10 protein-coding genes are annotated in these 12604 nt (G+C 54.3%); 4 read left to right on the plus strand and 6 right to left on the minus strand.

Annotated elements, in window-relative coordinates; genetic code table 11:
* The first annotated feature begins 31 nt into the window (after window positions 1-31).
* The 3 genes from QMK58_RS14005 to QMK58_RS14015 are packed head-to-tail and all read left to right on the plus strand — an operon-like array spanning window position 32 to window position 3742.
* Window positions 32-1324, plus strand: a complete 1293-nt coding sequence (locus tag QMK58_RS14005; RefSeq protein WP_053160783.1) for an LssY C-terminal domain-containing protein — start codon at window positions 32-34, stop codon at window positions 1322-1324.
* Window positions 1321-2601: an LssY C-terminal domain-containing protein gene (locus tag QMK58_RS14010; RefSeq protein ID WP_320396469.1), complete on the plus strand. Its 1281-nt coding sequence runs from the start codon at window positions 1321-1323 to the stop codon at window positions 2599-2601. The genes QMK58_RS14005 and QMK58_RS14010 overlap by 4 nt, the downstream gene beginning before the upstream one ends.
* Window positions 2588-3742, plus strand: coding sequence for a hypothetical protein (locus QMK58_RS14015; RefSeq protein WP_320396470.1), 1155 nt, complete (start codon window positions 2588-2590; stop codon window positions 3740-3742). Before QMK58_RS14010 ends, QMK58_RS14015 begins: the two co-directional genes overlap by 14 nt.
* Window positions 3743-4181: 439 nt before the next feature.
* Here the strand turns inward: QMK58_RS14015 and QMK58_RS14020 are convergent, their stop codons facing one another.
* The 3 genes from QMK58_RS14020 to QMK58_RS14030 all read right to left on the minus strand — a co-directional run bounded on the left by QMK58_RS14020 (window position 4182) and on the right by QMK58_RS14030 (window position 9481).
* Window positions 4182-5084 carry a universal stress protein gene (locus QMK58_RS14020; protein ID WP_053160780.1) on the minus strand — a complete coding sequence of 301 codons (903 nt, stop codon included), beginning with the start codon at window positions 5082-5084 and terminating at the stop codon, window positions 4182-4184.
* A 755-nt stretch (window positions 5085-5839) separates the two neighbouring features.
* On the minus strand, window positions 5840-6379 hold the full coding sequence (locus QMK58_RS14025; RefSeq protein WP_320396471.1) for a hypothetical protein: 540 nt from the start codon (window positions 6377-6379) through the stop codon (window positions 5840-5842).
* Window positions 6380-7486: 1107 nt separating this feature from the next.
* On the minus strand, window positions 7487-9481 hold the full coding sequence (locus tag QMK58_RS14030) for an acyltransferase family protein (RefSeq protein ID WP_320396472.1): 1995 nt from the start codon (window positions 9479-9481) through the stop codon (window positions 7487-7489).
* Between the two features lie 547 nt (window positions 9482-10028).
* On the opposite strand from QMK58_RS14030, the gene QMK58_RS14035 reads away from it, so the two are divergent.
* On the plus strand, window positions 10029-10634 hold the full coding sequence (locus QMK58_RS14035; protein WP_053160775.1) for a hypothetical protein: 606 nt from the start codon (window positions 10029-10031) through the stop codon (window positions 10632-10634).
* Window positions 10635-10929: 295 nt separating this feature from the next.
* On the opposite strand, the gene QMK58_RS14040 is transcribed toward QMK58_RS14035, so the two are convergent.
* From QMK58_RS14040 to QMK58_RS14050, 3 genes are all read right to left on the minus strand, one after another.
* Window positions 10930-11112: a hypothetical protein gene (locus QMK58_RS14040; protein ID WP_053160774.1), complete on the minus strand. Its 183-nt coding sequence runs from the start codon at window positions 11110-11112 to the stop codon at window positions 10930-10932.
* A 142-nt stretch (window positions 11113-11254) separates the two neighbouring features.
* The gene (locus QMK58_RS14045; protein ID WP_053160773.1) at window positions 11255-11464 is read right to left on the minus strand and encodes a hypothetical protein; all 210 of its coding nucleotides are present in this window, start codon (window positions 11462-11464) and stop codon (window positions 11255-11257) included.
* A 104-nt stretch (window positions 11465-11568) separates the two neighbouring features.
* Window positions 11569-12405 carry an NAD(P)H-binding protein gene (locus tag QMK58_RS14050; RefSeq protein ID WP_320396473.1) on the minus strand — a complete coding sequence of 279 codons (837 nt, stop codon included), beginning with the start codon at window positions 12403-12405 and terminating at the stop codon, window positions 11569-11571.
* Between the last annotated feature and the right edge of the window lie 199 nt (window positions 12406-12604).

Here is a 12604-nt window from a genome sequence, read left to right on the forward strand (position 1 = left end):
ATTGGTAAAGCTCACTTGATGAGGTTACGCGATGCATCGCATGGTGAGACATGTTCTCGCAGTAACAGCCATCGCAGCCGCGCTCGCCGGCTGTGCCTCCCAGCCTCCGGCAACAACGAGCCTTGACTACAAGAGCCGCGCCGTGACGCGCAGCGATGGCGGCTTGCGCGTGTCGACCGCCGTACTGTCGGCCGCAGAAAGCGAGGCGGTCTACGGCGTGCCTCTGGCGAATACATCGATACAGCCAGTCTGGATCGAAGTCAAAAATCGGGAAGACCGCACCTACTATCTGCTTTCGCCGGGCCTCGATCCAAATTTCTTCCCTGCATCCGAGGCGGCCGAAGCGTTTTTTCCGGGTGTTCCGCTGGACGAGCGGACGGCGCTCGACCGGCACTTTCGTCGGCTGGCCTTTCGCAATCCTGTCGCACCTGGCACGACAACCTCGGGCTTCGTGTTGACCAATCTCGACGAGGGGTTCAAGTTCGTTAACCTCGATCTGGTGGCAGACGGGCGGGCGAGACATTTCTCTGTCCTGGCCATCGTGCCGGGACTGCGCACCGATTACCACATCAGCGAAGTGTTCAGACAGGGCATCTATCCTCCAGAAGACATTGTGAATTACACGGATGACGCCAGTTTCCAGGCGGCGCTGGAGGCGCTTCCGTGCTGCGTCACCAACGAAGAGGGCTCCAGAAACGGCGATCCGCTGAACCTGGTGATCGTCGGCGGCCTCGATGATGCCTTCCCCGCATTCGCGCGTCGCGGCTGGCGAGGAACCGAGGAAAAGTGGTCGGGGTCGATCATGAAAATGGTTAATTCGGCGCTTGCCGGCGAACGCTATCCCTATGCTCCGGTGAGCGATCTCTATCTATTCGGCCGAGCTCAGGACCTTGCCTTGCAAAAGGCGCGTGACAACGTCCACCAGCGCAATCACCTGAGGCTGTGGCTGAGTCCGATGCAATATCACGGCAAGAAGGTGTGGGTCGGACAGATCAGCCGTGATATCGGCAGCCGGTTGACCGTGCATTCTGCGACGCTGACGACGCACAAGATCGACCCTGACGTCGATGAAGCGCGCAGTGCGCTGACACAGGATATGGCGTATTCGGTGACGCTGGCCAAATTCGGATTTGTGAAGGGTGTGGGTGCCGCTACCAAGAGCGCACCGCGCGAGAACCTGACAACCGATCCTTACTACACGGATGGCCTGCGCTGTGTCCTGGTGTTCGATCACACGCACACTTCCCTGGCGCAAATCGAATTCTTTCTGTCAAAGGGAATCTACGAGAATGGCGGACAATCACCGGGGCGGGTCAAGCCATGAGCCGCTTGACATCGACGCCATGCGGCTGGGGTACTCTGCGATGTGCAATGCGCTGCTTGTGCACCGTGGGTTGTGCAGCGGTTCTTGCGCTCGCCGTTGCTTGTTCGACCTGGCAGGCACCTGCTGATTTCAGTACTGCCGAGTTGCGTGAACGTGCGCAGACGGCCACCAGGCACGAGATACGCGTCAGCGCTGCCGTGCTCAGTGCCGAAGACAGGCGGCGCATGCTGGGGTTAGAGTTGGACAAGACACGCGTGCAGCCCGTGTGGGTCGAAGTCCAGAACCGGACTGTCGAACCGCTCTTGTTGTTGCAGCCGGGAACCGATCCCGACTATTTCTCGCCACTCGAAGTCGCCTGGTCCATGCATGGCACATTCGCCCCGGCAGCGAACGCGCGCATCAATGCACACCTGGACCAACTGGGGTTCAAAAATCCCGTCCTGCCAGGTGAAACGAAGGCGGGCGTGCTGTTCATCAACCCTGAGCGCGTTACGCGGCTGCTGAATATCGATCTGCTGCAGAGAAAGACCCTGATCCCGTTCTCCCTCTTCTTGCGGGTACCCGACGATGCCGGGGAAAAATGGTTTGCCGAAGGCTTGTTTCAGCATCAGGGTTCCGAGATCAAGGACTATGACGATCTGGCCGCGTTGCGTTCTGCGTTGGAGCGCCTTCCCTGCTGCGCCGCTGACGCGAACGGCCGGACGAGCGGCGATCCGTTCAATGCGATTCTCGTCGGCGAGTTCGCCGATATCGCCACCGCATTTGTGCGTCGCGGCTACCGGCGTGCCGCGCACCCCGTAGATGCGGCCGAACGTGCATTCGGCCGCATGCCCGATGCCGTGGTTCGCAAGCAATCGCAAGCCGGAGCGCCGGCGACTTGGGTGCGTGTGTGGATCACGCCTATGCGCTTCGAAGGTCACTCCGTCTATGTCGCGCAGGTCGCAAGACCGACCGGCGGACGCTTTGCACCGCGCGAGGCACAAAACCTCGTTTTGCATGAGGACGTCGATGAGGCGAGAAATTTCCTGATCCAGGACATGATGTATTCGGCCGGTCTGGACAAGCTCGGGTTCGTCACCGGCGTCGGTCCCACGTCCCAGGCACAACCGCGAACGACGTCCAGCGGCGCCCATTACTTCAGCGACGGTCTGCGTGCGGTCATGTTCTTTGCGACGCGGCCGCTCAGCCTGTCACAGGTTCAGATGCTCGATTGGGAACCGTATCTGGACTGGCGCGAATCGCCTGCACGCAAGGAGGTCGACGATGCCCGCAAGTGACCTGTTCAGCCGGCCGGATGACAAAGCCAGCCGTTGGTGCGGTGCCCACCCATTGTTGTGCAGCGCGGGAATGGTATGGCTGCTGATAGCAGGTTGTCATGCGCTCACTGCCTGCACACCCGCGCCGCTGATTGCCTACTCGACGGATACACCACCGCTTGTGCTGGTCCCTGCGTCGCAGGCCGGCGTGAAGGACAAGCGGGCGCGCTTTCGCGAGATTTTCTGCTCGATCCTCGACAAGCGAGGAAGTGCCTTGCCCGATAGCCGCCCTTGCGAGGAGGCACTGACGCGCGTCGGAGTCGAACCTGGTGGCACTGGCAAACCCGTTAATCTCGGTCAATCGAAACGCCGTCTGATCGGCGCTGTGGTAGCCGGCGTCGGCTACGAATGCTTCGAGCAATGGCTGCAAGCGCCCGGCAGCGTAGCAACTCATCTGCGTCAGTTCGGATATGACCTGGTGCAGATGAAGGTCGACGCCTTATCGAGCTCCGCAAAGAACGCACGACAGATACGCGACGCGATCATGGCGATGCCAGCCGAAGCCGGACCGCCGCGCCTCGTCCTGATCGGATATTCGAAAGGCGCGCCCGACGTTCTCGAAGCAATGGTCGCTTACCCGGAAATCCGCCCCCGCGTGGCGGCAGTGATCAGCGCAGCCGGCTCGGTCGGCGGCTCGGCGCTGGCCAACGATGCCGAGCAGTACCAGGCTGACCTGTTGCGGTACTTTCCCGGTGCGACTTGCGATTCGGGTGACGGTGGCGCGATCGACAGCCTGCGACCCGCAACGCGTAAGAGCTGGCTGGCGCAGAACCGGCTGCCGTCCGATCTGAACTTCTATTCGCTCGTTACCTTCCCGCAGCCGGATCACATCTCGGCCGTGCTGAAATCGAGTTACAACAAGCTGGCGCGCATCGATGCCCGCAACGACAGCCAAATGATCTTCTACGATCAGATTGTGCCTGGCAGCAGCCTGATGGGCTATATCAACGCCGATCATTGGGCACTGGCAGTGCCGATCGCCAGGACGCATTCAACCCTCGCTTCACTATTGGTGACACAGAATGCCTATCCGCGCGAGGCGCTGGCGGAGGCGATGCTGCGCTTTGTCGAAGAGGATCTGGCGACCTCTTCTTCGCGCTGATCCGCTCCCTCACGTATCGGCGCTTAACCCCCAAAAAGCCGATGGCGAGCTTTTCTAGCTTATTTTCAGTAAGGGGATAGAAATGTAGAGCGTCAGTGCTACGCCACCCATTGGTACTGAAGTCTTTGCGGTCTGATCACTCCCAAGACTAAACCCGTCTTGAACAACGGCAGGTACTGTGTCTCCATGACAGTAGACACAATGCCCCAGGAGGCCATACTGATTTGAGGTGTGGAGGTTGAAGTTTTCAGTACTGTTGCTGGCTTTAACAGATGTTGGCGCTGATGCAGTTTTGATCCGGACTGACCTACCTGAATACTCGGTAATCGAGGGTCTTATGCGTGTCTTCATAGACCGCCTAAGGTTCAGCTGAAGTCAGCGGTTTGGGTCATAACCACATCAGCACCAACAACCGGCTGCGATAGTGGCGGTTTTTCGGTCAGTGATCCGCTTCTCCCTTGATCGCCAAAACGCTGCAGGGCACCTGATACAGAACATGCTCCGTGGTACTGCCAATCAGTTTTTCTACCCCTTTGTGATGGGTATTTCCCATTACGAAGACGTCTGCTCGAGAATGAGTGGCAAAGTCAACCATCGCTTTGGCTGGCGGCCCTGCGATGAAGTGTTGTCGCTCAACTGGCACGTCGTACCGTCCTGCCAAGGCAACAAAGCACTTTTCAAGAGACCGGCGCACTTCGTTGCTGAAGCCTGGCATCGTCACGGCGCCAGCACCTGCATCAGAGAAATGTGTGTGTGTCAGTTCATAGGCATATAGCATGTGCAACTCAGCATCACATTGCGCCGCCATTTCGTTAGCCGCCTGAATGATGCTGTCGTTGATTCCGCTGATTTGACCCTCTGGATGCGATGGGTCAATCGCCGCGACAATCACCCGAGGAAGCGGACACCTGACTTCGCTGACCAGATGTATGGGGGGCGCACATTCGCGCAACAACTGCCAATCCAAGGGCGTGACGAATACACGTTTGAGCGCTGATTCATGATGTACGTCCTTGATAATCAGGTCCGGCTGCATTTCAGCCACATGCCCAAGGATCTCTTGCAGCGGGTCACGGCTCAATGCAACTTCGGTGGTCACATCGATGCCCTTCCTGCGCATGAGTTCGGCCTCATCCGCCAACCACTGCAGGTTCTCCTGCCGACAACTTTCACGAAGTGGTTCACTGTTGCTCATTAACCGCATAAGGTCGAAGTCTTCGATGAACACCGCGATATGCAGCGCTGCGCCTGTAGCGTCGGCCAGTGCGATTGCCCGCTCCATCGCCGGCGAGTGACGCATGGTTGGACCTGCGATCAGAAAGAGTCGTTGATACTGTCTCATGTGACACCTCCAAACGTTCTGGGTTATCCACTAGCGCCCCCAGCACTTTCGCTTGTCCCACCATTGGCGATCTTTCATCGCCTCAACTACCTGGATCGACAATATCAATATACGCCTGCATTACTGGCTTACCAGTTGCCACGCCTGTCGAAGGCTGTAGCAGATCTTTTCATCATGCGGGCGATTGCTCCGGGTTTGTTTGGCGTCGTCCCATGTTAGATAGCATTGCGTGGTGTGCATGCGGGTTTCTGAGGCTCAAACATACGACCGTGGTCACCGCCATCGCGGTGACGCTTGGACTGCCATTCACCTTGACGATGTGACTGGCGCCGTTCTTCTTAAAGATGAGAATCTGACCTGCCTTATCGCCAGAAGTAGCAGCGAAAAGCTTTAATTTTCAAGATTTTTTCAGCGTGCCAGGGGTTTTGATGTGCATAGGGTATGGCACTATAGTGGCCTGCCTTCAATGAGTTGTAGAATCGTGATTGGCAAGATTCGTAAATTTCTTAACCGACTCAAAAATAGCGAATTCTTTTCAATTCTCATCGGCGAGGATTGGCCACGTGCCACCGGGGAAGATTCTCGTCAATCGCGATATGGAAAAGCAGACAAAAGAAACGAAGTCGGTGCGAATTCTGGCACCGAGTGAGAGATTGGTTGAGTTTGGTCCGAAGCCTAGAACCTCAAGTGAATACTAAGTTGCGCCGGGCTCTAAGGGGTGAGGCTACGGCCGTAGCCTCTAATAAAAAGTGAAGCTAGTGAAAAACGCCGGACTCTTCCGCGCTTTCGAGCCTGTCTTCTTGAGGGTTGTTTTCAAATTTCGCTGCTTTTTTGTAAATCAGGCGGTCCTTTTCGTTTCTCTCCTTTGCGTCGTTGAAAACTTCAAGGGTGTCGTCGTCAATGACTTTTACGTGCATTGATCGAGAGCTTTCATCGTCCCAAAGCTCTACATAGCCCGAGCGCTCACTCTGCCTGGCATAAAGCTCGTATGGAATAGTCCGAACTTGTTCCTTGTTGTAATAGAAGCGTTGCATTCCGAAGTAAAGCCCGTTTACAGCTCTGTCACTTGTGGCGGTGGGTATTGGATTTGGAATTAAAGTGATGATGAAGCCAAAACCGTTATCAGCGACCCACTTGTAACCGTCTATCACTTTTTCCAAAGCTTTAATTTGAACGCCATATTCCCTGCTATTTCTATCCTTGGGCAGCTCCTGGTATTGAAAGTCCAGCTGAGCATACGCAACATTCGAAAAGCCGAGGAGGCAGCTGAATGCGACTGCGATCTTAAACTTCATTCCATTTTTCCCTGTTAATTTCGGTCGCATCAAGATGATGGCCAACGGCCATTTTTGCGTAAGATCGACGTCTTTTCAAACGTCTGGCGATCTCCAAACACCTTGGTGGTTGATGGCGTGCTTCGCGTACCGGACACCATCAGGTGAGCACGCTTGTGGTCAAGGGTACAGATCCCCGGTAAAACGTGAAGAGAAGCGAGCCGCCGGTCCTCCGCGCGGTCAAGAAAATCGAGTTTTTCGCAAACGAGTGGTATGCCTTCAAATTATCAAAGTGGGTGAAGGCTAAGAAGGGCGCCGCTGAGCAGGGAAACTTTACCTCGCAAAGACTTGGTGCCGACGTCAAGGGCTGGTGTACCGGCTGTTTGAGGGTGATCGTGAGGTGCGGAGCGCTCAACATTGCTTGCAAGGCCGGATCCGGTTGAACGAAATATTTCGTTTCGACTTCGCCTGCGACAATTTTCAGGAGCAGGCCTTGGCTGGTCAGTACGCAGAACTCTGTCCGGGCCGGTCAGCACTCTGATTTTTGGTCGCAGAATGAGCTCGACTAGCTCCTCGTGGGGGGGCGTTGCGTGCGGTATTCAGAAAATACTCCTCGCCAGCAGTTAGCTGAGAGGCTTATCGTTTAATGCAGTTAGATCCTGAGCGAGAAGCAGAGATGGAAAACGCGTTTCGAAACCCCATGTTTGCCGCTGGAATACCAATGGCGATTGTCGGACTAGGCGTTGGTCTGAACCATTTGCTTAGGGACGTAGCCTTCGGTTACCTGGCTTTTGGCCTGTTCATCTCAGGCTGCACCTTGTTGCTGATTGGGTGGATTCAGAGGAACAAGTGATAGGCTCGACGTCTGTATGGGGCCTGCATCGATTGAGTTCATGATGACTCAGCGTGGACGCGGTCGGTCAGTTATCCCGTCCCGTCGTAGCAGGGATCACGGCACTATTCGTAGCCAGATCCACCATCGGCGACGGTAGCAGCAGTTCGACCAAGCGCTTGCTTTCATCATCGCCAATCGCTTCAAGGCTGTCGGCGGACGAGACAAGTACGCTGCCGTGGAAAGATGAAGGTTTGATCGAGGGAGAGGGCGCATGTCGTTGCGCCCTTGACCGCTCAAAGAGACTTAAGAGGGTTTCCTTTTTTACTGATGAACTCATTTCCTAGTGCAGCTGCGCCTGGCGCATTCAAATGAGAGCCATCCAGCCGGAATATGATTTTCCCGTTAACGACAGGTGAGCAAGTCTGTTCACACAAGACATCGTTTGGATCAATCAATATGACCTCTGGAAAGCGTTCCTTTATTTTGTATTCAATTCTGTCTGTCTTCTTTTGTACCGGTGGAATCAGGACAGTGGAAAGGGCTGTGTGGTGCAGCTTCATCTCTCGCATTTTACTGACGGTTGCCCGACCGATTTCGGCGAAGGGTTGAGCAAGTATTACGACCTTTACACCAGAATCCAGGAAAGCTTTAACGGTATTGAATTGTAGCTCTTCAACGTCGTCATTGATGTCGCTAATATTTGAGTTGTGGACTCTAAATCTGACTTGCCAATCGGCATAACTGTTCCAGAAGTTAGATAAAATGACGATTTTTTGTTTTTTTGCCATCTCAAAACGCAATGTGTTGTATGTCGCAATTTTCAGTGATTCTTCATTGGATATTTTGTTCTGCATATCCATCACGAACACACCTGGTATTGCAGGTGTAGAGCCTGCCGTGGTGTCGTGAATCATCAAGCCTGCGTCCTTTGCCAGTACATCAACAAAAGGGGCATAGGCGTTCGCAAAAGAATCCCCTATCAGCATTCCGTCCATTGCCATTTTGGTCACACCCAAGTGGCACTCGTCGGTATTGCCCACTTGCAAAGTGCTAATGCATTGGGCGCGCTGCACGTGCGACGTATTGGTCTCTTCCAGTTCTGCCACCAACTCGCCAGCTCGAGCACGAAAACCGTCATTCTCAATGATCACGTAGGTCATACTGCCGATGGCCACGAGTGGTACCAGATACATGGTGGCAACGATCGTTTTGAACCCTTTTGCGCGCATTGACCGAAATGGCGTCTCAACCAGGTGATAGCTGATGGCAGAGGCTGCAAAAGCAAACACCATCAGAATTGCCGCGTTGAAGTGGGTCAGTTCGATACCGCGGTACTGAGCCAGGACCAGCACCGGCCAATGCCACAGGTAAAAGGAATAGGACACCTTGCCAACGTAGCGAATCGGCGCGAGGCCGAGAACTTTGGTACCAATGCCGGTTTGCGACTTGAACCCGGCCGCGATCACGAACGCTGTACCCAGACATACAGGTAATGCGTTGAGTCCCGGGAAGGAAAAAGATTCATTCATCAGTAAAGCGCTACCGATGATAAGGATCAAGCCGACGATCGAGAGTGCACCAGGAGCGCTTATCAGTCGTGCGACCCGGTGCTGATAGAGCGCCAGAGTGCATCCGATCATCAGTTCAAAGAACCGAAATGGCAGAAGTAGATAGGCCGCGTTTTTATGGTCGACCGCATAAATTTCAGAAGCTACAAGAGACCCGACAAAGATCGCGGCAATTACGCATCGGGCGGTCTTCTTGCTTCCTGCCCACGCCAGTCCCAACAGAATCACAGGCCACACGATATAGAACTGTTCTTCTACTGCGATTGACCAGGTGTGCAGAAGAGGTTCTGTGCTGGCAGATCCAAAATAGCCAGTTCCCGAAAAAAAGTAGATATTGCTGGCGGCAACCATCGAATAAAGGGCGCTTTTGGCGTACGACAACAGATCGTCCGGCATAAGGTACTGATAGCAGTAGGCCGACAAACATAACAGCATGAAAGCGTAAGCAGGCAGAAGACGTTTTATCCGTCGAACATAAAACGACTGAAACGAAAACCGGTCTGTCAGAATTTCCCTGCGCAGAATGAATGTGATCAGGTAGCCCGAAATAACAAAGAACACGTCTACACCGACGAACCCACCGAGGACCGGGAACTTTGCGTGATACAGGACCACCAACAGCACAGCGATGGCACGCAGGCCATCGATGTCGGGGCGATACTTCGGGTGAGTGGTATCGTGGGGCGCTAGCCTGATGGCTTGTTCAGCAGAGGACGTCATTTTTGGCATTATTCCAAGTGTCAGTTGGCCGCTATTTAAGGCGTATGCATCCTACTCGTATCAGGATTGTTTCAAAAGCTCGGTATGAGCTCTGTCACTGTTGCCTTGCGAGCGTTGATGCCATGACCAGGGAAGCCCGGTGAGGGAGGCGACGCAAGTGATGGGTACATCATCATAGAAGTCTGCGATTTCCCCCCCCAAAAATCTGCAAATAATTCGCGCTAGCCAGGTTCCCGTGTTGCCATCGAAAGTCCAAGGGTTTGCGGACGACAGCTGGTGTGAAACCTTGCTTCTTTGGGATCGCAATTGCGGACGTGATTCTCCATCCTCGCTGTGGGTCCTCCTTTTTCACTGCAAGTGCAATGGTTAATTGCGCTCTCGTTGGTTGGCTCGGCGACTTCCGCAACAGTGACTTACAAAAGCAGCCTCTTAAAAGGGTGACTCTGTCGAGATTGATGTCTTCTGACGTTTTTGTCTGCGCCTGCCTCACTCAGGTTCCTTGCAGCAAATCCGGGGCCTCTTTGCCCTTATTTCCTCAGGATAATGAATGAAACCAAGACCGATTTTTCTATTGGCCGTATTGCTTATGTTCTTGTCGGGTTGTGTTACCACACCACCCAGTGATCAAGGCAACATCTGCAGCATCTACCGTGAGTATCCTGACTGGTACGAAGATTCGCTGGAAATGCAGAAGGATTATGGGACACCTTTGCATGTGGCCTTGGCCATCATGAAGCAGGAAAGCAGTTTCGTGGCCGACGCACTGCCACCTCGTGACTACCTGCTTTGGGTAATTCCATGGGGGCGCGTCAGTTCTGCGTACGGTTATGCGCAGGCTCAGGATCCGGTATGGGGTGAATACAAGAAGGGAACGGGTAACGGTGGTTCTCGCGACAGCTTCGACGACGCGATCATGTTTATCGGTTGGTACGCCAGCGGCACTTACCGTCAGCTCGGAATCTCCCAGTGGGATACTTACAACCAATATCTGGCTTACCACGAAGGACGTGGAGGCTATAGCCGAAACACCTATCGCAGTAAACCCTGGCTGATGCAGGTAGCCCGTAAAGTGCAGCAGCAGTCAGAGATTTATAACGCTCAACTCAAGCAATGTCGCCAAGAACTCGAAGACAATCGTAGTGGGTGGTTCTAGAACCGTCAGCTACCCGATACCAAAAAAAACCCCACATCTCCTGGGGGAAGATGCGGGGTAAAGTCGTACACATGGAGAGGAGAGTCAGCATGCTTCAAATGCAAACTGGGCTGCATTCGAAGTGTCCGTTAAAGGCGTCACCTGTAAACCCCACCTTAACCAACCCTCCTCGAGCGGCATTTAAATCTGAGCGAAGTAAGTAAGGAAATTAATAATTATCAAAGATGGATTGCACGGCGTACCCGTTGAAAGCAAAACCCGAGCCTAAACAAGAAGACAATCCCTGCAAGCGACGCTATGCCAGTTCCAACTCAAGGATATCCACGCTGAAAGGCAAGGGATGTGGTGAGTTGATCCGATATTCCAGCTTGTCCGCGAATGCCAAAGCTTCTGCATAGCTGCGAAATTTAACGCACCACGCGTCCATCCATACGTTCCAGCCTTCCGGTGTGACCGCTTTTTCGATTTTTATCAGCATCCTGGAATCCCTCCGTGTGTGGTTTTGCCCCGTTTGAACGTGGAAAAACCAAATGGTCCCCCCAGCGCATTTAAGGTTGGTGGGCGAGGTGTCAGGAAATTAATAATTATCAAAAATAGCTTTTGAGCGCCGTCCCTCAAGGTTATCGCGAGTCGCTATCTGGACCCGCATCAACATTGCGTCGCTCTTCGCCGCAAGGGTTACCCTCGTTAATCAACCGTCGTTCCAGGAGGATATTTTGCAAAGCCTGTCGGTCGCACGGTTGCAATTGATGTTCTCGTTCCTTGAGTTCAAGCAGGATCGGGCTGGACCACTGGCGGTAGGTTGTTTCGGCACTACGAATGGGTGACATTGTTTCCTCCTTCATTACACTCCCGCCAATTGAGGTGGTGCCGATCGATACGACAGAGACCCTAGTCGAGGAAGCTGAAGGTCGCCAATGCTGGGCGATGGATGTCAGCGCGCGTTTGCCCATTCTCCTGAACCGACGGTGCGCCGCACGTAATCGGAGAAGTCTCGCGCGGGTCTACCGAGTGCTTGCTGCACGCCATTGGCCACCAGAGTGTTGCGGCCATCGAGCACCGTGGTGAACAGATACAACACCAGATCGATCAATTGTGAAGGGATTTGCTCCTGTTCCAGCGCTTCACGATAGGCTTCGCTCGGGATCGCTACGAAATCTATGTCACGGTGTGTTGCGCGTGCGATCTCCTGAACGGCTTCTGCAAAGGTCAGGGCACGCGGTCCGGTCAGTTCGTAGAGTCGATGGTTGTGCCCGGGCTGGGTCAGAGCTGCAACGGCGATTTCCGCGATGTCTTCTGCATCGACAAAGGGCTCGGCGATGTTGCCGACGGGCAGCGCCAGTTCGCCTTGCAGGATCGGCTCAAGAAAGTGCGCCTCGCTGAAGTTCTGGCAGAACCAACTCGCTCTCAGGATCGTCCAGTCGACACCGCTGTTCTGCACGACGCGTTCAGCCTGTTGCGCTTCAATCTCACCGCGACCGGACAGCAACACCAATTTGCGGATGCCGAGTTTGACTGCCAGGTCAGTGAACGCCTGAACGGTCTCCAGGGCACCGGGCACGGCGAGGTCTGGTTGATAGCAAAGGTAGACCGCGTGCACGCCTTCCAGCACGGCTACCCAGGTCGATCGGTCCTCCCAGTCGAAGGGTGGATTTGCCTCTCTGGAGCCGAGACGAACACAAACACCAGCAGCATCAAGGCGCTCTTTGACCCGTCTTCCGGTTTTGCCTGTCGCGCCAAGGACCAGAATGGTTTCCTGAAGAGAATTCATGACATTCACCTCCATCGATTAATGTGAGTTATACTCACGTTTAAATATGATAGATGCTCATGTTTTTTCGTCAACTGTGCAAATCCAGTCTCCCGATGGATGGACATCACTTGGGAACATTGGTGTGAGGTGCTAAGGTGAGTACATGTCACGTTATTGATCGAGAAGTACGCTCGTGCCCAGGAAAACAATCGAAGCA

The organism is Pseudomonas sp. P8_241 (assembly GCF_034008315.1).
In the GTDB taxonomy this organism is placed as follows: domain Bacteria; phylum Pseudomonadota; class Gammaproteobacteria; order Pseudomonadales; family Pseudomonadaceae; genus Aquipseudomonas.

Excerpts from the sequence above, each read along its gene's own strand:
- QMK58_RS14005 (WP_053160783.1), top strand. The coding sequence starts at position 32 with ATGCATCGCATGGTGAGACATGTTCTCGCAGTAACAGCCATCGCAGCC.
- QMK58_RS14010 (WP_320396469.1), top strand. The coding sequence starts at position 1,321 with ATGAGCCGCTTGACATCGACGCCATGCGGCTGGGGTACTCTGCGATGT.
- QMK58_RS14015 (WP_320396470.1), top strand. The coding sequence starts at position 2,588 with ATGCCCGCAAGTGACCTGTTCAGCCGGCCGGATGACAAAGCCAGCCGT.
- QMK58_RS14020 (WP_053160780.1), bottom strand. The coding sequence starts at position 5,084 with ATGAGACAGTATCAACGACTCTTTCTGATCGCAGGTCCAACCATGCGT.
- QMK58_RS14025 (WP_320396471.1), bottom strand. The coding sequence starts at position 6,379 with ATGAAGTTTAAGATCGCAGTCGCATTCAGCTGCCTCCTCGGCTTTTCG.
- QMK58_RS14030 (WP_320396472.1), bottom strand. The coding sequence starts at position 9,481 with ATGACGTCCTCTGCTGAACAAGCCATCAGGCTAGCGCCCCACGATACC.
- QMK58_RS14035 (WP_053160775.1), top strand. The coding sequence starts at position 10,029 with ATGAAACCAAGACCGATTTTTCTATTGGCCGTATTGCTTATGTTCTTG.
- QMK58_RS14040 (WP_053160774.1), bottom strand. The coding sequence starts at position 11,112 with ATGCTGATAAAAATCGAAAAAGCGGTCACACCGGAAGGCTGGAACGTA.
- QMK58_RS14045 (WP_053160773.1), bottom strand. The coding sequence starts at position 11,464 with ATGTCACCCATTCGTAGTGCCGAAACAACCTACCGCCAGTGGTCCAGC.
- QMK58_RS14050 (WP_320396473.1), bottom strand. The coding sequence starts at position 12,405 with ATGAATTCTCTTCAGGAAACCATTCTGGTCCTTGGCGCGACAGGCAAA.